The 26,964-nt window shown below is 71.2% G+C and carries 25 protein-coding genes; 8 read left to right on the forward strand and 17 right to left on the reverse strand.

What is annotated here, in order from left to right; all coding sequences use genetic code 11:
- The first annotated feature begins 222 nt into the window (after nucleotides 1-222).
- From D0Z08_RS02815 to D0Z08_RS02825, 3 genes are read left to right on the forward strand one after another with little or no spacing between them, the layout of a single operon-like run.
- Nucleotides 223-1,002 carry a beta-galactosidase gene (locus tag D0Z08_RS02815; protein WP_182481107.1) on the forward strand — a complete coding sequence of 260 codons (780 nt, stop codon included), beginning with the start codon at nucleotides 223-225 and terminating at the stop codon, nucleotides 1,000-1,002.
- Nucleotides 912-2,534: a hypothetical protein gene (locus D0Z08_RS32865; protein ID WP_245993567.1), complete on the forward strand. Its 1,623-nt coding sequence runs from the start codon at nucleotides 912-914 to the stop codon at nucleotides 2,532-2,534. The genes D0Z08_RS02815 and D0Z08_RS32865 overlap by 91 nt, the downstream gene beginning before the upstream one ends.
- A complete protein-coding gene (locus tag D0Z08_RS02825) occupies nucleotides 2,518-3,045 on the forward strand; it encodes a hypothetical protein (RefSeq protein WP_118922388.1) in 528 nt (175 codons plus the stop codon). Before D0Z08_RS32865 ends, D0Z08_RS02825 begins: the two co-directional genes overlap by 17 nt.
- Before the next feature lie 19 nt (nucleotides 3,046-3,064).
- Here D0Z08_RS02825 and D0Z08_RS02830 read toward each other — a convergent pair whose 3' ends face one another.
- The gene (locus D0Z08_RS02830) at nucleotides 3,065-4,144 is read right to left on the reverse strand and encodes an adenosine deaminase (RefSeq protein ID WP_118922767.1); all 1,080 of its coding nucleotides are present in this window, start codon (nucleotides 4,142-4,144) and stop codon (nucleotides 3,065-3,067) included.
- A gap of 48 nt (nucleotides 4,145-4,192) precedes the next feature.
- On the opposite strand from D0Z08_RS02830, the gene D0Z08_RS02835 reads away from it, so the two are divergent.
- Nucleotides 4,193-4,648 (forward strand): MaoC family dehydratase, encoded by a 456-nt coding sequence (locus D0Z08_RS02835; protein ID WP_118922390.1) that lies wholly within the window; start codon nucleotides 4,193-4,195, stop codon nucleotides 4,646-4,648.
- Nucleotides 4,649-4,656: 8 nt separating this feature from the next.
- On the opposite strand, the gene D0Z08_RS02840 is transcribed toward D0Z08_RS02835, so the two are convergent.
- From D0Z08_RS02840 to D0Z08_RS02910, 15 genes are read right to left on the reverse strand one after another with little or no spacing between them, the layout of a single operon-like run.
- Nucleotides 4,657-5,238 (reverse strand): hypothetical protein, encoded by a 582-nt coding sequence (locus D0Z08_RS02840; protein WP_147381295.1) that lies wholly within the window; start codon nucleotides 5,236-5,238, stop codon nucleotides 4,657-4,659.
- Complete coding sequence (locus D0Z08_RS02845; RefSeq protein ID WP_118922394.1) at nucleotides 5,238-7,811, reverse strand: WXG100 family type VII secretion target; 2,574 nt, start codon at nucleotides 7,809-7,811, stop codon at nucleotides 5,238-5,240. Before D0Z08_RS02845 ends, D0Z08_RS02840 begins: the two co-directional genes overlap by 1 nt.
- 1 nt (nucleotide 7,812) lies before the next feature.
- Nucleotides 7,813-8,136: a hypothetical protein gene (locus tag D0Z08_RS02850; RefSeq protein ID WP_118922396.1), complete on the reverse strand. Its 324-nt coding sequence runs from the start codon at nucleotides 8,134-8,136 to the stop codon at nucleotides 7,813-7,815.
- Nucleotides 8,137-8,147: 11 nt separating this feature from the next.
- Nucleotides 8,148-10,892: an AfsR/SARP family transcriptional regulator gene (locus tag D0Z08_RS02855; protein WP_118922398.1), complete on the reverse strand. Its 2,745-nt coding sequence runs from the start codon at nucleotides 10,890-10,892 to the stop codon at nucleotides 8,148-8,150.
- Between the two features lie 2 nt (nucleotides 10,893-10,894).
- Nucleotides 10,895-11,305, reverse strand: coding sequence for a hypothetical protein (locus D0Z08_RS02860; protein ID WP_118922400.1), 411 nt, complete (start codon nucleotides 11,303-11,305; stop codon nucleotides 10,895-10,897).
- Nucleotides 11,302-11,688, reverse strand: a complete 387-nt coding sequence (locus D0Z08_RS02865; protein WP_245993569.1) for a TadE family protein — start codon at nucleotides 11,686-11,688, stop codon at nucleotides 11,302-11,304. Before D0Z08_RS02865 ends, D0Z08_RS02860 begins: the two co-directional genes overlap by 4 nt.
- Nucleotides 11,689-11,720: 32 nt before the next feature.
- The gene (locus D0Z08_RS02870; RefSeq protein WP_245993571.1) at nucleotides 11,721-12,116 is read right to left on the reverse strand and encodes a TadE/TadG family type IV pilus assembly protein; all 396 of its coding nucleotides are present in this window, start codon (nucleotides 12,114-12,116) and stop codon (nucleotides 11,721-11,723) included.
- 4 nt (nucleotides 12,117-12,120) lie between these two features.
- Nucleotides 12,121-12,315, reverse strand: a complete 195-nt coding sequence (locus D0Z08_RS02875) for a hypothetical protein (protein ID WP_118922404.1) — start codon at nucleotides 12,313-12,315, stop codon at nucleotides 12,121-12,123.
- A gap of 48 nt (nucleotides 12,316-12,363) precedes the next feature.
- Nucleotides 12,364-13,281, reverse strand: a complete 918-nt coding sequence (locus D0Z08_RS02880) for a type II secretion system F family protein (RefSeq protein WP_245993573.1) — start codon at nucleotides 13,279-13,281, stop codon at nucleotides 12,364-12,366.
- On the reverse strand, nucleotides 13,278-14,150 hold the full coding sequence (locus D0Z08_RS02885) for a type II secretion system F family protein (protein ID WP_118922406.1): 873 nt from the start codon (nucleotides 14,148-14,150) through the stop codon (nucleotides 13,278-13,280). Before D0Z08_RS02885 ends, D0Z08_RS02880 begins: the two co-directional genes overlap by 4 nt.
- The gene (locus D0Z08_RS02890) at nucleotides 14,147-15,463 is read right to left on the reverse strand and encodes a TadA family conjugal transfer-associated ATPase (protein ID WP_118922773.1); all 1,317 of its coding nucleotides are present in this window, start codon (nucleotides 15,461-15,463) and stop codon (nucleotides 14,147-14,149) included. Before D0Z08_RS02890 ends, D0Z08_RS02885 begins: the two co-directional genes overlap by 4 nt.
- A 5-nt stretch (nucleotides 15,464-15,468) precedes the next feature.
- Entirely contained in the window at nucleotides 15,469-16,248 is a 780-nt protein-coding gene (locus D0Z08_RS02895; RefSeq protein ID WP_118922408.1) for a CpaE/TadZ family protein, read from the reverse strand.
- A complete protein-coding gene (locus D0Z08_RS02900) occupies nucleotides 16,245-16,973 on the reverse strand; it encodes an SAF domain-containing protein (protein ID WP_118922410.1) in 729 nt (242 codons plus the stop codon). Before D0Z08_RS02900 ends, D0Z08_RS02895 begins: the two co-directional genes overlap by 4 nt.
- 33 nt (nucleotides 16,974-17,006) lie before the next feature.
- Complete coding sequence (locus D0Z08_RS02905) at nucleotides 17,007-18,035, reverse strand: hypothetical protein (protein ID WP_147381296.1); 1,029 nt, start codon at nucleotides 18,033-18,035, stop codon at nucleotides 17,007-17,009.
- The gene (locus tag D0Z08_RS02910; RefSeq protein WP_147381297.1) at nucleotides 18,023-18,598 is read right to left on the reverse strand and encodes a hypothetical protein; all 576 of its coding nucleotides are present in this window, start codon (nucleotides 18,596-18,598) and stop codon (nucleotides 18,023-18,025) included. Before D0Z08_RS02910 ends, D0Z08_RS02905 begins: the two co-directional genes overlap by 13 nt.
- A gap of 273 nt (nucleotides 18,599-18,871) precedes the next feature.
- On the opposite strand from D0Z08_RS02910, the gene D0Z08_RS02915 reads away from it, so the two are divergent.
- Nucleotides 18,872-19,174 (forward strand): WXG100 family type VII secretion target, encoded by a 303-nt coding sequence (locus D0Z08_RS02915; protein WP_118922416.1) that lies wholly within the window; start codon nucleotides 18,872-18,874, stop codon nucleotides 19,172-19,174.
- A 93-nt stretch (nucleotides 19,175-19,267) separates the two neighbouring features.
- Here the strand turns inward: D0Z08_RS02915 and D0Z08_RS02920 are convergent, their stop codons facing one another.
- Complete coding sequence (locus D0Z08_RS02920) at nucleotides 19,268-23,851, reverse strand: FtsK/SpoIIIE domain-containing protein (RefSeq protein ID WP_118922418.1); 4,584 nt, start codon at nucleotides 23,849-23,851, stop codon at nucleotides 19,268-19,270.
- An 83-nt stretch (nucleotides 23,852-23,934) separates the two neighbouring features.
- On the opposite strand from D0Z08_RS02920, the gene D0Z08_RS02925 reads away from it, so the two are divergent.
- From D0Z08_RS02925 to D0Z08_RS02935, 3 genes are read left to right on the forward strand one after another with little or no spacing between them, the layout of a single operon-like run.
- On the forward strand, nucleotides 23,935-24,237 hold the full coding sequence (locus D0Z08_RS02925) for a hypothetical protein (RefSeq protein ID WP_147381298.1): 303 nt from the start codon (nucleotides 23,935-23,937) through the stop codon (nucleotides 24,235-24,237).
- 9 nt (nucleotides 24,238-24,246) lie between these two features.
- Nucleotides 24,247-26,337, forward strand: coding sequence for a WXG100 family type VII secretion target (locus D0Z08_RS02930; RefSeq protein ID WP_118922422.1), 2,091 nt, complete (start codon nucleotides 24,247-24,249; stop codon nucleotides 26,335-26,337).
- On the forward strand, nucleotides 26,334-26,963 hold the full coding sequence (locus tag D0Z08_RS02935) for a hypothetical protein (RefSeq protein ID WP_147381299.1): 630 nt from the start codon (nucleotides 26,334-26,336) through the stop codon (nucleotides 26,961-26,963). The genes D0Z08_RS02930 and D0Z08_RS02935 overlap by 4 nt, the downstream gene beginning before the upstream one ends.
- The last annotated feature ends 1 nt before the right edge of the window (nucleotide 26,964 follow it).

Here is a 26,964-nt window from a genome sequence, read left to right on the forward strand (position 1 = left end):
CTACCACAGGCCTGTTCCCTGACGACGGACACCGCGCCGGACTACGCCCAAATGTCCGATCGACCCGTTGGCCTCGGCACCCGGCTGTGAGACGGTACCGGACCTGATACCTCAGTGGGCGCCGCTCCAGCCGCCGACCGGGAACCAAGTAGATGCCAGGCGCGAGTCTGGCCGGCCAGTGGCGGGGGGGTCACGGTGCGTGTTACGCGAGCGGAGCGGCGCTTGCCGTTGCTGCACGTCGCCCTGAGCTCGGCCGTTGCGCTGGTTCTCCAGGTCGCCCTGCTCGGCACTGTCCTTCCCGCGAGCCAGGCGCACGACGGCGACCACTCCGCGGACCCCGCGACCGTCCTCAAGCCGGCGCTGCGCGGCCTGGTCGTCACCCAGCCGCGGTCGCTGGCGACGGTGCCGTACGCCGACTTCGCTTCCCTCCGGTTGCCGTGGAACAGCATCGAGACCGCGCCCGGCGTCTTCAACTTCTCGTCGATCGACGGGGTGCTCGCTGCCCACGACGACGTCCAGTTCCGGCTCCGGATCATGGCCGGCATCCACAGCCCGCAGTGGGTCAAGGACGTGTCGGGCGGCTGTGTCCTCATCGAGCCGAACTCACCGAACGGCAACACCGGCTGCGCGCCGCGCTTCTGGACCGATGCCTTCCACGGTCACTACGTGAACCTGATGGAGGCGGTCGCGGCGAGGTACGAGGACAACCCGCAGGTCGTCGAGATCGCCAACAGCGAGTGCACGACCATCTACTCCGAGCCGTTCATCCTCGGCGCCGACACCGCGTCCATCGACCGCCTCTGGGCGGCGAACTACACCAAGGCGGGCCACGAGACCTGCCTGCGCCGCTCGACCAGCGCGATGATGGACCTCTTCGACACCACCCGGATCTCGATCGCCGGTCACACGAGGTGGCAGTACATCGTCCAGGCCCCTGGGACCCGGACGACGGCATCTACGCGGCGTCGTGGGAGGACGAGCGCACCCTCCTCAACGAGCTGACCAGCACCTACGGGACCCGCATCGTCCTCGAGGATCACGGCCTGGGCCCGGACGACCCGGTGTGCCCGACCCCCGGAGAGTCCCGGGACACCGCGGCCAGCTGGTACTGCTACATGTCCGGCCTGCACGACTCCCCCGCGGCCTACGGCTGGCAGTTCACCCTCAACGGCGGGTCGATGGCGACCGCCGCGGACGCCGGCGTGGGAATGGGTGCCTGGTACCTGGAGTTCGCCGCCTTCCAGTCCCTCGACGACGCGAAGCGCCGCGCGGTCCACGACCAGCTGCTCACCAACTGCGAGGACGCGGGCCAGGCACCCGTCATCGACAACCAGGCACCTCCGGAGATCACCGGTACGCCGGACGTCGGCCAGACGCTCACGGCGACGCCCGGCGCCTGGTCGCCCGAACCCGACGACGTCTCCTACCAGTGGCTCCGCAACGGCCGGCCCGTCGCGGCGGCCACCGCGCCGACGTACGAGCTGGGTCGGGACGACGCCGGCCGCCGGATCACCGTGCGGGTCACGGCGCACCACCAGGACTACCTCGCCGGCCAGGCGACCAGCAGCATCCTTGCGCGTCGCGAAGATCGCGACCAGCACCCGGGCCCGGCTTCCGAAGGAACGGACCCACGCGCGCCGCCCGCGGATCGTGGTCGTCGTGACCGCGGCGGCCGGGACCCCGCGCGGTCGGGTCGTCGTCACGAGCGGCGGGCACCGGGTCGGCGCCGGCCGGCTGCACGACGGCCGGTTGCGGCTCCGGCTGCACCGGATGTCGCCGGGCGGACACCGGTTGGTCGCGCGCTTCCGGGCGACCGACACGATGCGGGCGTCGCGCGCGACGCCCGTCCGGGTGGTCATCAAGCGGTAGTCGCCGACTACCCTGGATCGGTGCCTGCTCGTGTGATCGTGCTTGCCGGACCCTCGGGTTCCGGGAAGTCCCGGCTCTCCGAGCGGCTGGAGCAGCGGTTCGGGTGGCCGACCCTGCGTCTGGACGACTTCTACCGCGACGGCGACGAGCCCGGCCTGCCCCGCATCGCGGAGGGCGCGAACGCCGGGCTGGTCGACTGGGACGATGCCGGCACCTGGCACTGCCACGACGCCGTCGCCGCCCTCCTCGAGCTGTGCCGCACCGGCGCGAGCGACGTGCCCGTCTACTCGATCTCCGAGAGCCGTCGCACCGGCGCCCACCGGCTCGACCTCGGTGGCGCCGAGGTGTTCTGCGCCGAGGGCATCTTCGCCCCGGACGTCGTCGCTGCCTGTCGCGAGGCAGGGGTGCTGGACGCGGCGTACTGCATCACCCAGCACCGGGCCGTGACGTTCTGGCGCCGGCTCACCCGCGACCTGCGGGAGCATCGCAAGCCGCCCCTGGTGCTGGTGCGCCGCGGCCTCGCCCTGGCGCGAGGACAGCGGGAGGTCGTACAGCGCGCCGTCGCCGTGGGGTGCCGGGTCGCCACCGGCGACAAGGCGTACGACGAGATCGTGGCCGGCCACGCTCGCAACGGCCAGAGCGACCGGCGTGGACTGGCCCGCTGACGTCCGTCCGGCCGCCCTCAAGCAGCCGGACGGCGTGTCCTGCGGCCCGACCAGCGTGATCGCCGCCCGGATGCTGCTGGAGCCGGAGTGGCGCCCAACCGACCTCGCCGCCGAGATCGCCCGTACCCACCGCCGTCTCACGTCGTCGCACAGCCTCCGCGAGCGTTTCCAGGTGCCCTGGCCGCGTCGGCTCGGCACACCCCCCTGGGCCGTCGCCAACGCGTTGTCCGCGCTGACCGGGGAACGGGTCGTCTCCGTGCACACCCGCCCGCGGCCGCTGGTCGGCTACGAGGTCCTGGCCGAGCAGGTCCGCACCCGCCCCGTCGTCGTCTACCTCGGCAACCGCTGGCTCCCCCGCCACGTCGTCCTCGCGTTCGCCACCGCCGAGCACGGCGCCGCGATCCGCCTCTTCGACCCCGCCCGCGGCGCCCTGGTCACCGTCCCCCGTGACCGCTGGCACCACCACGAGGTCGGCGTCGCGGGCTGGTCCCACTTCTGGGCGGTCGTCTGAGCCGGGGATTCCCGCCCCGTCAGCGACGCTCGGCGTACCAGGGCTTGATCACGTCCATGATCAGCCGGTAGCGCTCGTCGTACGGCAGGAATGCCGACTTCATCGCGTTGACCGTCAGCCACTCGACCTTGTCGAGCCCCCACCCGAACGCCTCGCACAGCAGCGCGAACTCGTTGGTCATCGAGGTGCCGCTCATCAGCCGGTTGTCGGTGTTGACCGTGACCCGGAACCGCAGGTCGGCCAGCAGCCCGATGGGGTGCTCGGCGATCGACGTGGCGGCGCCGGTCTGCAGGTTGGAGGACGGGCACATCTCGAGCGGGATCCGCTTGTCGCGGACGTACGACGCCAGCAGGCCGAGCTTCGAAGTGCCGTCCTCCGCCACCGCGATGTCGTCGATGATCCGGACCCCGTGCCCGAGCCGGTCGGCGCCGCACCACTGGACCGCCTCCCAGATCGACGGCAGCCCGAAGGCCTCACCGGCGTGGCAGGTGGCGTGCCCGTTCTCCTGGCGCACGTAGTCGAACGCGTCCAGGAACCGGGTCGGCGGGTAGCCGGCCTCGGGGCCGGCGATGTCGAAGCCGGCGACGCCGCGGTCCCGGTAGCGGATCGCGAGCTCCGCGATCTCCAGCGACGGTGCCGCTTGCCGCATCGCCGTCAGCAGCTGCCGTACGACGATCCGCCCACCGCTCAGCTCGACGCCCTGCCGGAAGCCCTCCTCCACGGCCGCGACGACCTGGTCGAGGGCGAGCCCCTGCTGGACGTGAAGCTCCGGCGCGTAGCGGATCTCCGCGTAGACGACCCCGTCCGCGGCCAGGTCCTCGGCGCACTCGCGGGCGACCCGGGTGATCGCTGCCGGCGTCTGCATGACCCCCACCGTGTGCTCGAACGTCTCGAGGTAGCGCACCAATGAGCCGGAGTCGGCCGCCTCGGCGAACCACCGGCCGAGGGCCTGCGGATCGGTCGCCGGGAGCTCGTGGCCGGCCTCGGCGGCGAGGTCGACGATCGTGGCCGGGCGGAGGCCACCGTCGAGATGGTCGTGGAGCAGGACCTTGGGTGCGGACCTCAAATCCTCGACCGGCGGTACGCGTGTAGGTTCCATGCCCAGCATTGTTTCATCGGGTCAAACACGGCATGAAGGAGACGACGGATGCGGGTCTTCACGACGTTCGAGGAGCTCGAAGCCGCCGCCGGCGAGCAGATCGGCACGAGCGAGTGGGTCACGATCGACCAGCGCCGGGTCAACCAGTTCGCGGACGCGACCGGCGACCACCAGTGGATCCACGTCGACGTCGAGCGCGCGAAGGACGGCCCGTTCGGCGGCACCATCGCGCACGGCTACCTGACCATGGCGCTCATCCCCTGGCTCGGCAGCCAGGTGTTCAAGCTCGCGACTCCCGGCGCCAAGCTCAACTACGGCGTCAACAAGGTCCGCTTCCCGACGCCGCTGCTCGTGGGCTCCCGGATCCGCGCGCACCTGACGATCACCAGCGTCTCCGACATCCCCAAGGGCAAGCAGCTGATCGTGCAGCACACGATCGAGATCGAGGGCCAGGAGAAGCCGGCCTGCGTCGCCGAGACCGTGGTGCTCCTGCTCCCGAACTGACCCGGAGGTCAGGCCGGGCGTGACCGGTCGCGGCGGGTGATCGACGCCCAGTCACCCCATGCCGGCACGGGCTCCCAGTGCGTCGAGAAGTCGCCGCCCTGAAACTCGGTCTTCGACACGTCCGTGCTGCCGTCCGGCTGCGACCTGCGTACGACGACCGAGCTCGTGCCGTCCGGCCGGAACGAGTGCTCGGTCAGCACCGACCAGTCGTTACCACGGACGAAACCACTGCTGTCCGCGAACTCGTACTCATAGACGTTCGTGAGGAACAGTCGGCCGTCGGCTTGGAGGCGGAAGTAGTACGACGCCTCGCGGGTGCCCCAGAAGTTGAAGAACTCGACCTCCACCACGTCGGGCTGGCCCGGCTCCCGGGTGCTCCGCTTCAGCTCGGCGAGCAGCGTCCACACGGCCGGCTCGTCGCCTTCCAGGTCGAGGTCGTCGGGGTCGTCCGGCGTCAGTGGCTCCACGCCGCAAGCGACCTTGACCTTGTCGCCGGCCTCATAACGTGCCCGCGCTTCGTCCTCGCTCATCGGTGTGAGCATGACCTTGTAGATCTCACTCCACCCGGTCCCGTAGAGCAGGTGCGGCATCACGGAAGCCTTCCTTCGGGGAAATCTGGCGTGTAGATCTTGCCGTCGGTGTCGCGGATGATCACCGGCGGGTCCTTCTTCGCGGCGTACCTGAGGTATTTGGCGTCGAGCGGGCCGGCTTGCGGTGGGATCTCGAGCACGAGGTCACCCCTCAGCGGCTCCCCCACCTCGTCAGGGAAGTTCGCGCGGTTCCCGGGGGTGTCCGGGACGATCCGGCCGGCGTAGTGATCGACGGTGAGATCGATGTCCTGCTTGAGCCGGGTCGGGTCGGCGAGATCGCCGTACTGCCGGTACTTCCGCTCGACGATCCACTTTCCGGGCTCGTAGGAGTCGAGCCGCCGGCCCCCGTCGACGAAGACCTCGTTGTACTTGTACCGGTGCCAGTTCTGCGCGTTGAACGCCTCGCCGTGCCCCCAGATCGGCTTGAACCGGTTGAGCGCGATCAGCTCGAGAGCGCCGTCGTCGCCGAGCCTGAAGACGTGCCCGCCGTACTTCAGCTCGGTGCCGGCCGGCAGGTGCTTGAAGTGGTCGCCGAGCGCCATGAAGCGGCGCATGCCGCCCTTGCCGCCGACGGAGATCACGCCCTTGGCGTCGGTGTAGATGATCAGGTCGCCGGACTGGTAGATCGTGTTCGGCTGCGGCGCCTTCAGCGCCGCCGCCAGGTCGTCGGCGTTCTTGAACTCGATCTGGAGCAGCTCTTGGCCGTTGAGGTACTGGACGTTGTACGACGCGCGGTCGCCCAGCGCCTCGAGCTGCTTGCTCAGCTTGGCGTAGAGCTCGGGAGAGACGACGCCCTTGAGCCCCTTGAGCGTCAGCTTGCCGCCGGTCGCCGCCCAGCCGGCGAACGGGATGGCGCCCGCGGCCGACAGGCCGGCGTTCACGTGATCACCCTCGAGCTCGTACCAGCCGGCGTTGATCAGGTCGGCGATCTCGCCGACGAGCGGGATCAGGCCGCCGAGGTCGAGCACGAGGTGCCCGAGGTCGACGTACCAGGGCTTGTCGTTCTTCTCGGCCTCCGCCTTGGCCTTGGCCGCCTGCTCCTCGCCGTAGGTGACGACCCCCTGCAGCTGCCGCGCCAGCTCCGCCGGCACCAGGTCCCCCGGCTTCTCGGACAGCGCCGTCGTGAGCAGCGCGCCGACGGCGTTCTCGCCGTTGGGTCCCCGCCATTCCCGCTCGAGCAGCAGGTACGCCAGCACATCCGGTACGACGACGTCGTCGCCGTCGAGCTCCAGCGTCCGGGCGCCGCCCCCGGTGAGCACGAGCTGGGCGGCCGACCGGTTGCGGGACAGGGCGGTCGCGAGGGCCTGGACCGGGTCGAGCGCGTAGCCGTCGGGGGTGAGCACGTTGTGAGACCCGAGGTGGAAGTCCCAGCCCTTGGCCCCGTCGAGCTCGTCGCGCTCGAACTTGATGACCCGCGCGCTCACGTCGGCGAGGAACCCCGGGTCCCAGCCACCTTGGCCGAGCAGCGACGCCAGGATGATCTGGCTCCCCGGGGCGACCTCGATGATGTTCGTGCCCTGGGCGGTGACCGACCTGACCCACTTGTCGGCCGTGTCGCCCGGCAGCTTGTAGTCGCCCTGGACCATCGACGCGAGGCCGAGCAACGGCCCGAGCGCCTTGATCATCCGCTGGTTGTAGGCGTCCGAGTCCTCGATCGTGGTGCCGTCGGCCCACAGACCGTCCTGGGCGGCCGCCATGGCGTTCGCCATCTGCTGGAGGTCGACCCCGTTGGCGAGCATCCCGGCGAACTCGGGGTCGCCCTGGTGCCGCTCGAGGATCGCGAGCAGCGCCTCGCGGTCCTCCGGGGCGTGGTTGCTGTAGTTGTAGATGATCTCCTTGACGCGCTCGAGGTCCTCGGCCTTCTGCCCGTCGTCGAGCTGGTCGAGATCCTCGAGCAGGATCAGCTCGTCGCCGAGCGCCTCCTCGGCGGCGTCGTACATCGCCACGTAGGCGGCCTGCGCGGCCCGCGGGTCGCTCAGGTTGAGCTGGATGTCCTTCGGGACCTTGACGTAGGTGGCGTTCGCGAGGCTGGTGGCGCAGGTGGTCGTGGCCGTGCGGCACTCCTCGACGAGATCCTCGTACTGGCCGTCCAGGGTGCCGAAGATCCGGTCGCGCTCCGCAGTCGCGGCCGACCGCTTGCCCGAGTAGATGTCGGCGAGCTCCTCGTGCTCCCACCTGCTGGACCTGCGGCCGCCCTCGGCGAGACCGTCCCGGTCCTCCTCGTACTTGGTGCCGAGCGACTTCAGCTCCCGGGTGCAGTCAGCCTCGGCGTCAGCACGGCGGCTGTTGAGCCGGCCGAGCGTCTGGAGAGCGTCGTCGTAGACCTTGGCCAGCGTCCCGAGCGCACCGGCCGCTGTCTCGAGGTGGCCCTGGTAGGTGACGAGGAGGGTCCCGACCGTGCCCATGTCGGCCTTGACGTAGCTCGCGGCGCTCCCCTGCCACGCGTCGCCGATCTCCCCGGGCGTGGCCTTGACGTTCGCCGCCCGGTTGCCGAGGGCCTCGGCCGCCGCGGCATAGCTCCGCTTGACCTGGCGGAGGCCGTCGGGGTCGACATCGAGCTGGTAGTGACCCACGTCAACCCCCGGCGAGGGTGCGGTCCAGGTCCTTCAGGTTGATCGCGAGCTCGTTGACGTTGAGGGCGATCGCGCCCGCCTCATCGGCCGTCAGCGCGAGCGCGACCTGCCAGGACGCCGTGAACGCGGTGATCCCGGGATCGATCTGCGCGAAGAACGAGCCGCACGACTCGGTCACGAGCGAGTAGCCGTCGGGGAGGTCCTCGACGATGCCACCGCACAGCTGCGCCAGCCCGTTGAACCGCTGCCGCACGGTGCTGACCGCCTCGTCGGTCATCTTCAGCACCGGCGGCGCTCCTGCACCGCCCTCGTCGGGTCGCACCATGGAGGACCCGATCAGCCGACCAGCGAGCCGACGACCGGGCGCGACCCGGGCACGAGCTCCTCGACGAGCGCCTCGGTCTCGGCCTCGAGGTCGGCATCGCGCTCCGACAGAGCGACCAGCATCTCGTCGACCGCGGCAGCGATGCCGGGGCCGCCGGGCCCGTCGTACTCCGCCCGCAGCAGGTCGCGCCACAACAGCTGGGAGTGCGGCACCAGCCGCAGCCCGGCGCGCGCGGCCCCCGCCGCGCCGTCGGGGTCGTCGCTCGAGAGCTCGACCAGGCGGTGCGCGGCGGACTCGACCGCGTCGGCGATCGTCGTGTCCAGCCGGGTGCGGGCGAGCCACGCGTAGCGGCCTCGCTCGCGCCGGTCGAGGAACGGCCCGCGGATCAGCTGGAGGGCACGACGGAGCAGCTCCATCTCGGTCTTCGCCGCAGCGCCCCGCGACCGCTGCACGAGCGTGCAGAACGCGTGCCAGTCGACGGCGACCTCGTCAGCCAGGAACAGGCGCCCCTCGTCGTTCTCGCGGAGCAGGTAGCTGCCGTCGGTCGCGTGCCCGAGCCACTCCCGCACCCGCTCGATGGTCGCGTCGCGCACCTCGGAGGTGACACCGCGCGGCCACACCGAAGCGGAAAGCACGCTGGGGTGCACCGGCGCGGTCTGGAGCGCGAGGTACGTCGCGACCTCGGTGGCGAGTCCGAGGCGGACATCGTCCATCTGACCGGGGACCCGCGCCTCGAGCGGACCGAGGACGCCGATCCGGACGGCCGCGGACGCCCAGTGGGCGTCGTCCCCCGGACGCGGTGCCCGCGGGATGACGACGCCGGCGTCGGTCGCCGGCGCCCGCTGCTCGCGCGCCTTGGCGAACAGTCCCGCGAGCTGGACGGCCGTGCGCTCGGTGAGTCGTACGGCGGTCACGGCGATGTCGAGCAGCGGCAGCGCCAGGTGCCCGGACTCGTCGACGGTGAGGTGCCAGCGGGTGCCGGGCAGCTTCCCGACAGCGACGACGCCCAGGCCCCGGTCACCCGTGCGGATCATCGGCTGCAGCCGGTCGACGAGCTCGTCGTCGGGTACGGCGCCGAGCATCAGGTACTGCGGCGTCAGGTCTGGCCTGCTCCCCGCCCGGCCGGACAGCACGTCCTGGCCGCTGCGGTCGGGACGGTCGGCCTCGAGGCCGGTGACCAGCGCGGCCAGGTCGTCGACGACCGCGAAGCTGCCGTCGGAGATGTCGGCGAGCACCGGTGACAGCTCGAAGGAGTGCACCAGCTGGTCGTCGGACCACGGCGAGGTCACCAGCTGCACGGCGAGTGCGGAGACGACCTCCCGGGCCACTGCGTGGGCGCCGCTGACCGAGGCCGGCCCTCCGACCGCCTCGAGGTCGATGAGGACGTCGGCACCGCGGTCGTCGCGGCCGATGCACACAAGTCCGGGGTACGGCGCACTGCCGAGCGGTCCCTGGTCCGCCTCGGCGGACTCCCGGTCGAGCCGCCAGCGGCGGCCCTCCTTGAGCGGGACCCACGGGGCTGGCGGGTTGGGCGCGGCCGGCGCGATCCGGAGCTCGATCTCGTCGTCGTCGACCGTCACCGCGTAGACGGGCGGCAGCGGGATGCCGTCGGCCTTGGCGCTCACGACGAGGCGGCGCAGGGCCCGGTCGACGCGCTCGGCCCGGTCCAGGTCGGCGCCGACGAGCAGCGCGACCTCGGTCTCGATCTGGGAGGCGGACAGGTCGGCGCCGCGTCGGCGTCGCCGCTCCATCGCGATCGCGCCGGCCAAGGTCGCCGCCAGCAGACCGCCGCCGACCAGGTCACCGGCCAGCCCGTCGTACGACGGCTCCACGGCCTGGTTCTCGTCGTCCGCCTGGTCGACCACCGGGACGACCTCGTGGCGGTCGCCCTTGTCTTCGTGCTGCCGGTGCTGGACCTGGTCGACCCGGTCGGCGCCGACGGCGTCGTCGGGCAGCACCAGCACCCAGCCGGGCTGGATCAGCCGCCCGATGACCAGCTCGCCACCGTCCGGCTGCTGCCGGCCCTTGTTGAGCTCGAAGATCTCCTTCCAGCGCCGCCCGTCGCCGAGGTACTCCGCCGCGATGTCCCAGAGGTTGTGGTGGTAGCGACCCTCGGGCGGCTTGACCGTCACGATCTTGCGACCGAGCAGGTCGCTGGCCGCCTCGCCGAGCTCCTGCTTCGTCTCGGTGTAGAGGGCCGGAGCCACGAAGTCCTCCGGCGCGGCCTGCTGCATCGGGCGCCCGGGCTGGTCCACGCTGGCCTGGGCGTCCTGGACCGCGACAGTGGCCTGGCGCGAGGCGGGCCGGCCCCCGTCGTCCGCCGACGCCGCTCCGGCACTGCCGATCAGGGACGCGCCGACCAGGATGGTGCCGACCAATGCACGGGCCAGCGCCTGCGAGCGGCCCGACAGCGGCACCGGCCGGGGCAGGCCACCGCCGCGGAGCAGCGACACCGCCTCGACGACGACGCAGACGGCGAACTGGAGCCACGCCAGCCACACCACGACCAGCAGCACGGTGATCAGCGCGTCGAACGTCAGCGGCTGGGTCAGGTCGTCCCGGGACGGCAGGCCGGTCGGGTACGGCGGCAGCCCCTGCCAGAGCCACAGGCCGACCGGGATGCCGACCAGCAGTACGGCAAGCGCCAGCCCGGCGCCGAGCACGGCGACGGGGGACGACTTCTTCTCCGCGACGGCCGGGGCGGTGAAGCGCTCCGGCCCGCGACGGGTGCTGTCAGTGGGGGCGTCGGTGTTCATGGCTAGTCGGGGATCCCTGGCTCTGCGGTGGCGGTCGCGTGGACCTCGAACGAGTTGTAGCCGATCAGGCTCAACATCTTGGTGCCGATCGTGTCGGTCGCCGTCACCCGCACGTAGCTGCCGTCGGCGGGCACGTAGACCTGGAAGTTGCTGTAGCCCTGGGCTCGCATCGCTGCCTCGGCACGGTCCTGTGCCTCGTCGCGGTCGATCCTGAACTCGTTGTTCGTGTGCGCATAGATCTCGTCGGTGGCCTGGGCACCGGCAACGGCGGCGGCCTCGACGTCGTCGGCGAGCGTCATCCTGGCGTTGAGGGCGCCGCCGCCGTCGAAGACGAGACCGGCGACGACGACCAGCGTGATCGCCATGCCGACGATGAAGACCGATGCCGATCCGCGCTCGTCCCGCTTCGTCATGATTCGTACTTCCGGTAGGGATCGAGGCGGACCGTCGACTCGGCTTCGATGTCGACGCTCCCGGGGAGACCGATCAGGCCCAGGCCGTCGTACGGGACCGAGCAGTTGAGGACGACTCGGATCGAACCGTCGGGTCCCCAATTGCTGGGGTCGACCACGGTGGTGCAGTCGGCGTCGAGGTCGCCGTCCTCGAACGAGGCAGACGCGGTCGCCGACGCAGCGGCGATGGCCTCGGACCTGGTGGTCTCGAGCGACGCTGCGCGTGCGGCATCCCGCGCGGCGGCCTCGATGTCGCCCTCGACGCCCACGTAGCGGCCGCCCGCGACGACGAGCATCGCGAACATGAAGAGAACCGGAGCCAGGATGACGATCTCGACCGCCATCGATCCTCGTTCGTCGCGCCGCCACCGACTCATCAGTCGGCCCCGGTCGTCGGCTCGAGCGGACCCTCGACGGTCTGGCTGACGGTCGGCACCCCGATCGGGGAGATCTCCTGGGCGTGGCCGGTGACGGTCACCCGCACCCGGTCGCCGACGATCTCGACGTGCACCTGGTAGTCCTCGAGGACGCCCTTGCCGATCTGCGCGGCGTACTCCCGCCCGGCGGCCTGCGCCGCGGCCTCGTTGCCGTAGACCCGCGCCTGACGCGCCGCCTCGCGGGCCGCCGCGCTGGCGGCCTGGTTGCCGAACCAGACCAGCCCGAACTGCACCGCGATGAACATGATCAGGATGAGCAGCGGCATGTAGAGCACGAGCTCGATGCTGCTGGCTCCCGATTCATCGCGGCGGAGCCGACGCGGACGGTTGGGCACGGGTTCAGTTGCCCAGGTTGAGCGAGTCCGCTTTGTCGTTGATCTTCGTCTCGATGGTGGCAGCGATGGCGATCGCGATGCCGGCCACGGCCACCGCGATGATCACCCACTCCACCGCGGAGACGCCGCGTTCCTCGTTGCGAGCACGGGCCAGATGGCCGCGGACCAGGATCATCAGGTACTGCACTTCGGGACTCATGGTGGTTCCTTTCCGAGTTGGACTCCGTCTTCCCCGCGACGGAGCGGTTTAAGCGAGCACCCGCGCCAGCGACGGGTAGATCAGGAAGACGAGGAAGCCGACGCACAGCAGCAGCTGCGCGACCAGCATCGACTGCGAGCGCTCCTCGGCCTTGGCCTCGGCGTCGGCGAGCTCGCGGTGCCGCATCGAGGCCGCCCGGGCAGTGAGCGACTCGCGGACCTTGGCCCCGTCCTCGGCCACCAGCGCCAGGGCAGCCGCGAGGTCGCGGAGCTCGTCGACGTCGACCTCCTCCCCCAGCTGGCCGAGCGCGTACCACGGCGTGATGCCCTGGAGCTTGGCGGACTCGAGCGTGTCCCGGATCCGCACCACGCCCCAGCTGTCGCTGATCGAGGCAGCCGCCTGGAGCGCTTCCGGCACACCACGACCGACGGCCAGGTTCATCGCGACCAGGTCGAGGAACGCGCTCACCATGTGCCGGAAGGCGCGACGCTTCTCCTCCGCCTGCCGAGCGAGCTCGAGATAGGGGATGACACCGCCTACCAGGGCACCGATCAGCACCAGCCACAGCGGCACCGCGAACCCGATCTGGCCGAGCAGCGCGAACGGGAGGAGTGCGCAGTTGGGCAGCACACCGCCAAGGAGCGCTCCCCCGGCGATCCGGGCGAGGAACATCTCCCGTGACTGACCGACGATCCCCAGATCGGCCTCGAGGCGTGCCGGCAGCCGCAGGCCCTGGCTGTCCAGGACGTCGCCGATCCGGGCACCGACCCGGCGCATCCGTTGCGACTCCTCGGTGTGCCGGCGGTCGGCGGTGAGCGACGCCTCGCGGCGCCCCCGCGCCAGCCGCTGGTCGAGCAGCGCGAGCGCCACCGGGCCGGTCGTCCGCGGTTGGGCGACCAGCCAGACCACGACCAGCACACCCAGGCCGGCGACGGCGCCGGCGAGCATCACCAGGGAGATCGTCACCGGACCGCCTCCGCCTTGCGGAAGTGCAGGAAACGTTCGGGCGTCTCGTCGGTCGCGAGCGCGCGCAGCCACAAGATGCCGGCTCCGAACAGCCCGAGGATCCCGACCAGGACGATCTGGCCGAAGGGGGTGCCGTAGGGCTCGACGTAGGTCGGGTTGACGATCCGCAGCCCGACCACGACGGCGACGGTGATGCCGAGCACGATCTGCACACTGCGCCGGGTCGAGGCCCGGCTGGCGTGGATCCGCTGCCGCATCTCCAGCTCCAACCGGGCCGAGCGCGCCAGCGAGGTGAGCACGTCACGCAGGCCGGGACCGCGAAGCCGCGAGTTGAGGATGAGTGCCGCGATGATCAGGTCGGCACCCGGGTCGTCGACCTCCTCGGCGAAGCGCTTGAGCGCATCGGGCAGGGGCATCCGAACCCGGAGCCGGTCCGCCATGGTCGTCAGGTCGTCCCGGATCGATGGGGAGGCGGCGTACGACGTCGCGGGGATCGCCTGCTCCAGACCGACCGCGCCGGCGACGGTGTCGCGCAGCGACTCCGTCCAGGCGGCGAGGCCCTCGAGCCGGGCCAGGCTGTGACGGGCGGCCCGGGCGCCACCGAAGAGCCGGTCCCACATGAGGACGAGGAAGGCGCAGGCGATCGCGAGCACCACCCATCGGGTCAGGAGCAACGTGAGCACGAACACCCCGACGGCGAACGGCACCCGGCGGCCCAGCGCCTCGAGCCGCTCGACCAGCGGCTTCGTGGTCGTGGCGATCCGGTCGTCCACCGGGAACCCGACCAGCGATCGCACGAGCAGCACGATCGCGCCGCCGACGAGCGCGCCGAGCAGGACGATGAGCAGCGTGGTCGGGGTGAGCGTCATCCGACACGCTCCACCCAGCCCGCGGCGGCACCCGCGCGATAGCCGGCCGCCTCGAGCTCAGGGAGACAGGAGACGGCAGCAGCCGGTACGGCGTACCCCTCGGGGCCACGCGCGAACACCTCGCTCGACAGGACCCGGCCGTCGACGCCGTTGACCTCGCGGACCGAGGTCACCATCCGGCGGAGCGTGCCACCGTCGGCGAACTCGTTGACCCGCTCGATGAAGATCACGAAGTCGATCGCGCCGCCGATGAGCATCATGGCCGCGTCGGACGGGAGCCGCTCGGCGCTCTGGATCGCGTAGGTGCAGATCCGGTTGAAGACCTCGGCCGACGAGTTCGCGTGGATCGTCGACAGCGAGCCGTCGTTGCCCTGGCTCATCGCGTTGAGCATGGTGACGATCTCGTCGCCGAGCACCTCGCCGACGATCACCCGGCTCGGGTTCATCCGGAGCGACCGGCGCACCAGCTCGGCCATCGCGATCGCGCCGGCGCCCTCGGAGTTCGGCAGCCGCTCCTCGAACGCCACGACGTTGGGGTGCAGGTCGGGGAACTCGCCGAGCCCCAGCTCGAGCGCTCGCTCGACGGTGATCAGCCGCTCGGCCGGCTCGATCTCGTTGGCCAGCGCGCGCAGCAGCGTGGTCTTCCCGGCGTTCGTCGCGCCCGCGATCATGATGTTCTTGCGGGCCCGGACCGCTGCCGAGAGGAACGCCGCCAGGTCGGGCGACATGGTGCCGTAGTCGACCAGCGTGTCGAGCGAGACGCGGGACAACCGAGCGCGCCGGATCGACACCGACGGCCGGGGGCACACGCCCATCACGGCCGAGAGCCGCGAGCCGTCCGGGAGGCGGATGTCGAGCTGCGGGTTGGCGGTGTCGAACGGCCGGCTGGTCAGGCCTGAGTACGCGCCGAGCGTCTGCACCAGCTCGATCAGGTCGTCGTCCGACTCCGCGACCGGCTCGGCCCGCTCCTCACGACCGTCGGCGTAGCCGACGAAGACCTGGTCGAACCCGTTGATGTCGATGTTCTCGACCTCGGGGTCGTCGAGCAGCGGCTGGAGCCGTCCGACACCGAACAGCGCGGCGTGGATCCCGTCGGCGAGGCTCTGCTCCTCGTCCGGGGTCGGCGGGGTGCGTCCGGCCCGGACCTCCTCGCGGGCGAGCTGGTCGAGCACCCGGCCGATGACGGCCCGGGCGAACTGACGCTCGTCCTCCGCCGACATCGGCGGCAGGTGGTTGTCGGCGTCCTCGCGGCGCTGCCGGGAGATGATGTCGGCGACCTGCTCGCGCAGCCCGCGCACCAGCTGCTGGTCCATCGCCGTCACCGCCCGATCGATCGGTCGGTCGCGCGCTGGGGTGACGCGAGCCGCTGGGCGAGCTCGGCGGCGGACCGGCCGAGCATGGTCTTGCGCAGCTGCCCGACCCGCTCGCCGGACAGGATCCTGGCCGCCTTGGGCTCGTCGGTCACCGTGCCGAGCACAGCCACGCCGAGCCGCTCCGCGTCGAACAGCTGCTGGAGGTCGGTCGCGCTGCGGGTGTCCTTGAACGGCGACCGCACGATGACGCCGACCGGAGTGCCTCCGGGGCCGCCGATCCCCATCGACGAGCGCATCGAGCGCAGCCGCTCGCGCAGGTGCGCAGTGCCGGACACGGCGGGCACGACGACCATGACCACCACGTCGGCACCCGCGAACACCGGCAGCGCCGAGCTCCCGGGCACGATCCGCCCGCAGTCGACGATCACGTCGGTGCGGTGTTGGGCGAACACCGCCGGCAGCTGCCCCCAGGCCGCGCCGAGCCCGGCGAGCTGGTCTGGAGAGGACACGCCGACGAGTACGTCGATACCGAGTGCCGTCGGCTGGAGGTGCTCGGTCAGGTCGGCCTGGGCGGCACCGCGGCGGACCGCTGCGCCCAGCGAGAGCAAGCCGCGGTCGGGGTCGAGCGGCCCACCGGCCGTCGTCCGGTTGCGCCAGAGCACGTCGCCGCCCGCAGGGTCGACGTCGGCCAGCACCACCGGCGCCGGCCAGCAGAGGGCCAGAGCGGCGGCCGTGGTCGAGACCCCGGGCGAGCCCTTGGCAGAAGCGCAGGCGATGACCGTCACTCGCTCGGTCCTTGGAGAGGGATGTCCGGCTTCTGGCCCGTGTCGGTGATCGCCAGGGCGACCTCCTCCGACTGGACCGCGTCGAGCACGGAGAGAGCCGCGTCGTCGAGCACCAGCAGGTCGGCGATCGGTCCCTCGGTGGCGGCGCCGAGGTCATCGGTCGAGGGTTCGCTGACCTCGAGGACGTAGCCGGTGCCGATGACCTCCGGCTTCGAGGAGGCATCGGTGGCCGTGGTCCGGATCACCTGGACCACGTCGCCTTCCGAGATCCGGCCCGGTGCGACCTTGCCGCCGAGCGGCACCGACACGATCGCGCGGCCCGGGGGTACCGGGTCGTCCGTGGCGAGCATCCGCTGGTCGAGCAGCGTGTTCGCCGGGATCGACGTCGTGGCGTAGGTCCCGACCACGTCCTCGGCGAACTCCTCGTCGATCAGGTCCAGCCCCTCGCTGGCGACCCGGGCCGTGCGCAGGTCGTCGGCGGAGATCTTGGCTCCCGGCTCGATGTCCCGGGCGGCGACGAGGACCGGCACCCGGCTGTCCATGCGGACGGCGAGGAGACCGGCCACGAGCGCACCTCCCACGATGAGCAGCAGGGCGAGCGCGGCGAGCGCGGGGCGACGCTGCCGCGGCGGGGAGACCTGGCTGGCCGCACCGGGGCTGGCGGCCCGTCGCCCGGCACGCGTGCGCTGGCGGTCTGCGACGGTGCCGCTGATGTCCGTGGTCACAAGCTCTCCTCCGTTAGTACCGGTCGCACTCGCTCAGTGGACGTCGGTGACGTCGCCCCACTGCTCGACGACGGGGACCGTGATGGTCGAAGACGGAGTGATCGGGTCGAGCGTGTTGGTGCCGTTGATGCCCGTCGCCGTCCAGGTGACGTCCCAGGTCGAGGACACGGACACCTCGTGGCCGTCGCCCGTCGACGGCTCGCTGAACGCGATCGTGCAGCCCGCGTCCGGGTTGGAGTTGAGCTCCTCCGACCACTTCGTCGTGAACTGCTCGTAGGTGCAGTTGGCCCCACCGGCCGGCGAGACCAGCTTGTACCCGGTGTTCTCGGCGGTCAGCGTGACCGAGACCGGACCAGCGGTCGCCGTGATCGTGTACGACGCCTGAGCCTCCTCGGACCAGAACCAGGTGTCGAGGTTGACCAGGGTCGCGCCGTTCTCGTCGGTCGCCGCGGGACTCTGCTGGATCTCGGGCTCCGGGATCGTGAACGCGTCCTGGGCCACCTGGAGCAGGGTCTCGACGCTCACGCCGCCCTCGGTCGGCTGGCCGGTCTGCAGCAGCTTGTCGAGCCGGGCGACCTGGAGGCCGTACCAGTTGGTGGCCTCGCTGACGCTGAGCGCTTCGTCGGAGGTGATGTCGAAGCCCGGCTTGCACTTGAGCCAGTACCACTTCCAGTCGTCGTAGTCCGAGTTCGGCCGGTTCGGGTGCGCCTCGAGCGCGGCCTCGTAGTCGGCGACCGAGTGGAGCGGGAGCTGGAGGATCGGCAGGAGGTACTCGAAGATGGCGAGGATCCGCCGCTGCGCGAGGGCGGGCTCGAGCGCCACGCCGTCCTGGAACCAGCAGTCCGGCGGCACGCTGGCCGTCGACCCGCTCCCCGTGGACACGCCTGTCCCCGACAGGTGCACGCTGACGCTGCCGCCGTTGGGCCCGGTCTCGACGTCACACCAGTCCTGGTTCTCGCAGCCCTCCGCGGCTGCATGCGGTCCGACGACCTGCAACGCCAGGACCACCGGCGTCACCGCGACGAGAGCGACGGCCATCCGCTTCCACTTCAGGCTTTGCATTTCTTGTCTCCCGTCACCGTCTTGGTGTCGACCAGCCAGGTGTCGCCCACCTTCGTCAGCGTGCCGACGACCGTCGCGTACTGAATCGGGCCAGGCGCCTCGCCGGCCACCCTCCGCTTGCCCTGCAGGCAGCCCTGGACGGCTGCGGACGAGCCCTGGATCTCGACCTTGGACACACCGACCCGGGTGTCGCCCACGAGGTGCTCGCCATCGCTCTGCAGCTCGGCCACGTAGTTGACGATCTCCTCGACCGCCTCGCCGCGCGCGACCTCACCGAGGGCGTCGACGTCGACCTCCGCCTCGTGGTAGGCGGTGCCGCGGACCTCCCAGTAGGCCACCCAGGCTTCCGCGACCGCGCGCTCGTCCGGCCCATCGGTCTTCAGCCGGCCCGCGTGCGTCTCGCTGCCCTCGGCATCGAACGGCTCCGTGGGCTTCGAGGTCGGCGACGAGGTGGCGTCGGCCGGGGACGTCTCCTCAGTGGGCGTCGGGTCGAGGTTGGGCTCGGGCGACTCGTCGTCGCCGCAGCCGGACAGCGCCAGAAGAAGCGCTGCTGCCGTCACCAAGCCGAAAAGGTGTACCCGAGGTGCCACTTTCGTCCTTCCGAGAGGTTCCGAGATTCCGAGCAGACCCACGTCCACGTGTCCGCATGCCAATGCGAACCCGTGTACCCCCTACGACGCTCCGCGAACCTCAATGGTTGCCTCGACGTCGTACGCCATCTGGTCCGGCCAGCATGATAAGTGCCGGAAGCGTCTTTTCTGCCACCGGATGTTTGCAGGGTCACAGCCCGGGTAACCCGGAGGCCGTCAGCGTTTCCACAATCACAGGAGTTCGACATGGCAGGACCCGACGGCAGCATCTCCATCGATCATGGTTCCATCGAGGCCCAGGCCAGGAACCTCGGTGACCTGAAGAACGAGCTCGAGAACGCGGTGCAGACCACCACAGGCCAGATCCAGAGCCTCTACGAGTCCGGCGCCTTCAAGGGTCTGTCGGGTTCGTCGTTCCAGGAGATCTTCACCCGGTGGAACAAGGAAGCCGGCGACCTCTTCGCGGTCATCGACGAGTTCGTCTCCTATCTCGGCAAGGCTTCTTCGGCCTTCTCCGAGGTCGACCAGGCCTTCACGATCAAGCTGTGACGGCTGCGGCGCGCTCAGGACGCCGCCACCCAGCTCAACGGCCCGGCACCGCCTCCATCCAACGGAGGGTGCCGGGCCGTTCTGCGTCCCCACTCACCTGACCAGCGGGACCTGCACGCCGATCTGATCGCCCGTGCCGGGGAAGACCACCCCGCGGCCGGGCTTCACCCGCGGGACCAAGGACGTCCGCGAGACCCGCCCGCCGAACACGTCGCCCTGGAGGGCCTCCTGCGGTGAGAGCAGCAGCCCCTTGCGGCCGGACCGGGCCTCGACGACCCAGCCCGAGAAGCCCGAGCTCAGCTCGCTCACACCACCGCCGAGCACCACGTGGAAGCCCCGGTCGCGGGCCTGCCGCACCAACGCCCCCATGACCGGCGCGAGCGGGCCCTCCTTCAGCCGCTCGCCGTCGTCGATGAGCACGATCGAACCGTTGCTGAGCGCGCGCAGCCGCTCGACCACGTCCTCCTGGGCGTGGTCGATGCCGACCAGGCACCTGTCGCCGAGGTCCTGGCTGAGCTGGTTGGCGCTCGGCGTGAACCCGAGCACCTGACGCCCTTCGTTCCGCGCCCAGCGGCAGATGAACCGCAGCGCGTTGGTGCGCCCGCTGGACGGCGGTCCGACGACCAACATCGCGGTGTTGGCGGCATCGACCGTGACGAGCTCGAGGCGGTCTCCCCCGATGGCAACCGGGATGTGCCCCTGCGGCACGAACGGCGGGGACGCCAGCACCGACGCGGCGTCGACCTCGTTGGGGAGGGCGGCGAGTCCGAACGGACGCTGCGCCTCCGGGACGGGGCCATCGGCAGCCTCCGCGGCGGTGAGCCTGGCCCCCAGCTCGCGCACCAGGGCGCTCTGCGCGGCACCCGAGACCACGTCGGTGGGGTCGCCGAGGACCGCGATCTGGGCCTCGATCCCGGACTCGGCCCACAGCCCCCGCCCGTCGGCGAGGTTGTCGGGGACGTCCTTCGACTTGAGCCCGCCGCTCGTGTAGTCGCTGCGGTCCGGGAGCCGCAGCAGCAGCTTGCTCTCCACCAGCGACGCGACCCGACCCGACAGCAGCGACCGGTCGCCGGCCACCACCACGTGGATGCCGACGCTCGCGCCCTCACGGAGGAGTCCGAGCATCCGGTCGTTGAGCCGCCCGACGTCGACCTCGCTCAGGTCGGAGATGAAGCCCTCCCACCGGTCCAGCAGGAGTACGACGTACGGCAGCCTCTCGTCCGCCGGCACTGCCTGCCGCTGCTCGTCGATGTCGGCGTACCCGGACTGGCCGAGCACGTCCTGGCGGCGCTTGACCTCCTCGCCGAGCCGCTCGAGCAGCCGGCTCGCGCGCTCGACCTCGGTCCGCTGGACGACCGCCCCGGTCTGCGGAAGCGCGGTGAGGGGCAGCAGGGCGCCGTTGCCGCAGTCGAGTCCGTAGATGTGGAGGTCCCGCGAGCGGGTGACCTCGGCCAGTCCGACGGCGATCGTGCGCAGCGCGGTCGACCGGCCCGACCTGGCCCCGCCGGCGATGTAGAGGTGCCCCGACTTCCCGAGGGTGAACTCGCGCGGCCGCTGCGCCTGGTCCGCCGGATGGTCCTCGAGCACCCACGGCGCCGACCAGCCGGTCACGCGGGCGGCGTCGGGCTCGGCCCCGACGATCTTCCTGAGGTCCGCGAGGGTGACCGGCGCCGGCAGCTCCGGCAACCACGGGGAGTGCTGGTCCTCGATGCCGCGCAGCGCGGTCGCGCCGGTGATGGCCTCGACCAGCACGGACAGGTCGGTCTCCCCCTCGTCGGTCTGCTTGCCCTCCTGCTTCGGCCGGCCCGGCGCGGGGTGCCCGACGACGTCCCAGCCGACCGGCCAGACCAGCGGTGGCTCCCGCACGACGTCCTCGACCGGGGTCGACTCGGGACGGGCGCCACCGACGCGACCGGCCTGGAACGGCAGCAGCGACGAGTGGCCGAGCCGGGCGTAGCCGCGGCCCGGCTGGTCGGGTCCGATCGTCGCGGACTCGGCTGCGTCGATGACGTCCTTGGACTCCGACTCGTCGGTCACGCGGAGCGCGATCCGCAGGTTGGTGTTGGCCCGGATGTCGTTGGAGATGACGCCGGAGGGCCGCTGGGTGGCGAGGATCAGGTGGATGCCGAGCGATCGACCGCGCTGGGCGATCGTCACCAGCCCGGTCACGAAGTCCGGCAGCTCGGCCTTGAGGCTGGCGAACTCGTCGATCACGATCGCCAGCCGCGGGATCGTCGGCAGGCTGGGGTCTCGCCGCTGGAGCGCCCAGTAGTCCTCCAGGTCCTTGGCCCCCGGTACGGCGAGCAGGTGCTCACGGCGCTTCAGCTCGGCCCCGAGCGAGGTCAGTGCGCGACTGACCAGGTGGGTGTCCAGGTCGGTGACCATGCCCACCGTGTGGGGCAGGCGGGCGCAGTCCTTGAACGCCGAACCGCCCTTGTAGTCGACGAGCACGAAGGTCAGCTGCTCCGGGCTGTTCGCTACAGCCAGCGAGGCCACGATCGTCTGCAGGAGCTCGGACTTGCCGGAGCCCGTCGTACCGGCGATCAGCGCGTGCGGGCCGTCCTTGCGGATGTCGAGCCGGAACGGGCCGTCGAAGCCCTCGCCGATCACGACATCGGTACGTGCTTCCGGCCCCCACCGGCGGGCAACGGTCTCCGGTGTGGGGTCCTCGAGCGCGATGCACTCCAGCAGCCGCGCGGACGACGGCAACCCGGACACCTCGATCGTCGGGGTGGTGTCGCGCACCGGCGCGAGCGCCCGCCCGATCCGGGTCGCCCAGGTGGACTCGACAAGATCGGGCCGGATCCTGGCCACGGCCTCCGACCCGGTCCGGCGCAGCTCGACGAGGCCCTCGTGCACGTCGAGGACAGCACGGCACTCCTCCGGCAGCAGCCGCACGTCCTCGTCGAGGCAGATCACGGTCACGCCGACGGCAGGGCCCTCGCGCAGCAGGGTCACCAGGCCGGGGAGCGCCCGCAGCCGCCGGGCGCCGTCGACGACCACCAGCACGTCGGGCCGCGGGCTGACGTCGCCAGGGAGCTTGACCTTGCGCTCGTCCCCCGCCCGGTCGGAGATCAGCTGGCTCAGCTCGGCCAGCCGCCGCGACACCGACTGCTGCTCGGTGCCGAGCACCGCCGCGACCGGCTCCCCCGGGCGCCGGCAGTGCGGGAGCCAGCGCGTCCATCCCCACTGCTGCTCGCGCTCGGCGTTGGTGAGGACGACGACATCGAGGTCGCCCGGCGCGTGCAGGACCGCGGCCTGACCCACCAGCCAGCGGGCGAGCGCGTCGACTCCGCCGGCCTCGCCGCAGACACCGATCACGCCGAGGTCGCGCATCGCGATCGAGACCGGTACGTCGCCGAGGACGTCGGGCTCCGGCGGCTCCTCGCTCTCCTTCCGGGACCGGTCCGAGACCTGGATCGGCGACGGGCGGTCGGCGACGCCGAGCCGCAGCTCGAGGTAGTCGGGGTCCGGCCGCCGCCGCATCCACAGCTGCTGGCCAGGACCGACGGCGTCGAGCAGCACCCGGGCCGGGTCGGGACGGTCGCGGCGGAGGTCCTCGCGGAACAGCCGCTGCGCGCGGGCCAGCCGGCGCCGTACGGAGATCGTGTCCTCGCGGAACTCGATCATCTGCCGGCGGTACTCGACCGCCGCGCCCTTGCGCTGGGCGATGAAGTTGAAGAACGCCAGGACCGGGGACATCAGGCCGAACAGCAGGAACCGCCAGCTCCCGACCAGGAAGCACATCGGCACGGCCATGAACATCGGCGCGAACACGACCGGCCACGGGATCGTCTGTCGCCGCGGCGCGATCGGCTCGCCCGGCAGCACGAACGAGCTCTCGCGCTCGGGCCGCAGCAGCCGCGGCGGGCGGTTGAAGTCGATGCCGAGGACGTCCTCGCTCGGACCGGCGTCGGCGTCGGGCACCCAGACCCGGTGCCACTGGAGGAGCGACTCCCCGATCCTCAGGTCGGCGCCCTCCGGCCACTCGACGTCCTCGAAGGTCTCCTCCTCCGGCTCCTCGGCCGGTGCCCTCTTCCGTTTCGCACGCCGCGCGGCCTTCCGCTCGGCCTTCCGCTCCCGCTTCTCGGTCCGCTTGCGGCGCTTGCGCTCCCGCCGGGTGAGTGCCTCCTTCGGGAGGAACTCGACCGCGGTCGCGTCCTCCTCGTCGTGCTCGGGGTCGGGTGCGGCGGGGTCGCGGCCGTCGATGCGTACGGCGCGCGAACGCTCGACGACCTCGACCTCGGCATCGGCGGTCACGCGGATGACGAGAGCGTCGGTCGGCAGGAACAGGTCGGGCAGGGACATCCCCGACGCGCCGTTGCCGATCTGGTGCTCGCCGATGCCGAACCGGTGGATCCGGCCGGCGCCGGGCCCGGAGACGACGCGCAGCTCCACGACCCCGCGCGGCAGCGCGGCGTCGTACCCGTCGGGCTCGTGGAGCGCGACGACGGAGCCCGGCGCGAGCCGTGCGTCGCGGAGCGTGCGGTCCCTCTCGACCGGCTGACCGTCGATCCACACACCCACCTGCCGGGCGAAGCCCGGGTGCATCTGCCCGTTCGTGGCGTCCAGCAGTCGCGGCAGCAGCTCCTCGAGCTCCGTCTCAGGGTCGGCGTCGACGAGCACGTCCCGCCGGACGCCGGTCGCTCCGTTGACGACGCTGAGGCTGAATCGCACCGAGAATCCTTCCCTTCGCCCGAGCGGGCGCTCAGGCATGCTAACTGCGTTTCAGTTCCCGTCCCGCGGGCAGACCACACCACATGGCCATAACGATGAGCCCCGAGGTGGCTGCCCAGGTGGAGGACCGGTTCGACAACCTCTCCCAGGACTTCTACAACCTCAGCGACCTGATCAGCACGGCGCGCACCACCGTCGAGAGCGGCTGCGGCGACTTCGCCGCGGACATGCAGGCCTACACGGCCACCTTCGAGAGCGGTTGGACGCAGACCTTCGACATCGGCTCCGAGTCCGCCGGGCTCATCGCGGGCAACACCAACCAGCTCCAGGTCGATCTCGAGGCGGTCGACCGCGACGCCTCGCACACCACTCCGATCACCCTCTGACCCGTTGCCATGGCCGACCACTACACGCTCAACCTCGACCCGCAGCAGGTGCGCAACGTCGCGAAGTTCCTCGGCGAGGCCGAGGACCACCTCCGGACGAAGGGCACGCAGGCTGCGGGCACCCCGGACGAGATCGGCGGCCAGTGGACCGGCCAGGCAGCGACCGTGATCAAGGGCGAGATGCGTGCGCTGGGCGGCGTGATGACCGGCGGCGCCGACAGCTTCTCCCACGGGCTAGACGCGGGACAGCAGGCCCTGGTCACGCTCGCCGGGCACTTCGACTCCGCGCAGGAGGACCTCGCAGCGCTCAACACGCGTTGGTCCAACGCCCAGACCGAGTACGACGACGCCCCCATCGGCGATCACGACCCCGACGGTGGCGGCGAGACCGCCGGCGAGCGACGCGACCGCCTGCAGGGAGCCACCGACACCGAGTTCGAGACCCTGAAGTCCTGGGTCCGCGCACGCGTGCAGGAGTGCGGCGAGGCCCTGGCCCTCAGCTCACCGATCGCCTACTACGGCTACCAGGGCTCGACCCTCGGCTACGGCACCAACGTCGACGCCCTCCTGCCGCTGCTGTCCCTCACCGAGCAGAGGCACGCACTGCTCCGGGAGCAGGACGAGACCAGGGAGCAGGCGCGGGAGGACGCCGAACGACTCCGCGAGCTGGTCGACACCGACGACTTCGACACCGACAGCAGCGAGGAGATCCGCCGGCTGCTGGAGGAGTACGGCGGCAACGGGAGCGACCCGATCTACGCCGAGGCGTTCCTCGACGAGCTGGGGCCGGAGGCGGTCCGCCGGATCTACGACTCCGCCAACTACTTCACCAGCACCGGCGAGACGAGCCAGGAGGACTGGGAGGAAGGTCTGCTCGCCATCAACGACCTCATGGCGAACGGCCTCAGCCGCTTCGACGACAACGAGCTCGGCGAGTTCGTCGGCAACTTCGACAGTCCGGAGTGGGCGCCGGTCATCGGCTCCATCACCGGGTCCGACCACGCCGACGAACGCATCAAGGCACTCGCCCTCGCGCTCAGCTACGACATGCGGTACGACCTGCGCAACGACGACTGGGACGGGACCGACATGGCCCGCCACATCCAGGACCTCGCCACCGGCGACCTCTCCTACGAGGACATGGTCAACGGCTTCGCCGACGCTGCCGACCCGGAGCTCGTGGCGCGCCTGGTCAACGAGATGTCACCGGACGACCGCGACGCCTGGCTGCGCGCGCTGCTCGACCACCATGCCGCCGACCACCGCGGCGCCCGGGACGCCGACCTCAACCAGCGGATCAGCGAGCTCGTGCCCGCGGTTCTCGAGGCCGCACGGGACAACGAGCAGCCCGCCGCGATCGAGGGGCTGCTGCAGCACCTGCAGCGCTACGACGACCAGCTCAACGCCGACATGTACCCGATCGACATCAGCGCGTTCCTCAAGGACCCCAAGACCCTGGACGTGCTCGCCCAGCTGCGCGAGACCATCAACCAGGGGCTGATTGCGGAGATCTTCGAGGACTTCGTCGACGAGGAGGACATGAACGACCTCATCCGCGACCTGATCATCCGGGATGCGGAGGAGGGCGTCGGCCTGGAGGTCACCGCGCGCAGCGTGGGCTACCTGCTCGGGCTGGCCGAGGCCGCCGACTTCGACTACAACATCGCCGGCGTGCTCGACACCGCGGTCGAGCAGGCCCGCGGACACCTCGAGACCCTCGTCGAGACGGCAGCCGAGGGCACCCGGCTGGCCGGCAAGCTCCCCTACATCAAGGACGCGATCGCGATCCTGGAGGCGTTCTCGGCGCAGAGCGCCGAGGCGGCCGATCGCCGCGAGAACTTCGGGGACGCCTGGAGCGAGGAGGCCGTCCACGAGAACTTCGCCTGGCTCATCTACCTCCAGAACAACGGCGCGCCGCCGTCGTACCAGACGTGGCTGGAGGACCAGGCCGCGCAGAACTCGGTGCCCGACGCGGACCCGTTGGCACCCGCGTCCCTGTACCTGGACTGGCTCGAGGACCACGGACCGGGCACGGAAGAGTACGACCTGGCGCAGGAGCTGCGCGATCTCCAGCAACAGATCGAAGGTGCCCGTAAGTGAGGAGAACCACCGTCGTGGCGGCGCTGGTCGCTGTTCCGGTCCTCTTCGCTGGGTGCTCCGACGTCGGTGACCTTCCCGAGTCCGGCGACTTCCGCGACTGCCTGACCGGCGCGGGCGCCGACCCCGACGACCTCGACTCGGCGGAGGCTCGTGCGGACGCCTTCGCCGACCCCGCCGCCCTCGACTGCGTCACCGCGCTGACGGCCTCGGAGCAGCGTGACGTGCTGGCCGACGTCTTCACCGACGACGAGCTCGCGACGGCCCTCACCGCATGGGTCGAGCACACCGACGCCACGGCCGAGGACGCGGCGCGGGTCGCCGGTAGCCTCGCCGGCGCAGCGGGCGACCCGGACGACCCGGACGTGACCGGCGGGGCGCTCGACGAGCTGGTCGCCGTCGCGATCCGGCACCAGGACGGCCCGTCCCCGTTCTACGAGCAGTGGTCGGAGGACCCCGAGGCGCAGGCCTCGGTCCCGGACGGCGACCCTCTCAGCGGTCCGTCGCTCTACCTCGACTGGCTCGAGGACCACGGCAGCGATTCCGAGGAGCACTCCGAGGCACAGGAGGTCCGGGAGCTCCAGGAAGGGGTCGCCACCGCCCGCGAAGAGGCCGCCGAGGCGGACTGAG

The sequence above is a fragment of the Nocardioides immobilis genome, from assembly GCF_003515065.1.
In the GTDB taxonomy this organism is placed as follows: domain Bacteria; phylum Actinomycetota; class Actinomycetes; order Propionibacteriales; family Nocardioidaceae; genus Nocardioides; species Nocardioides immobilis.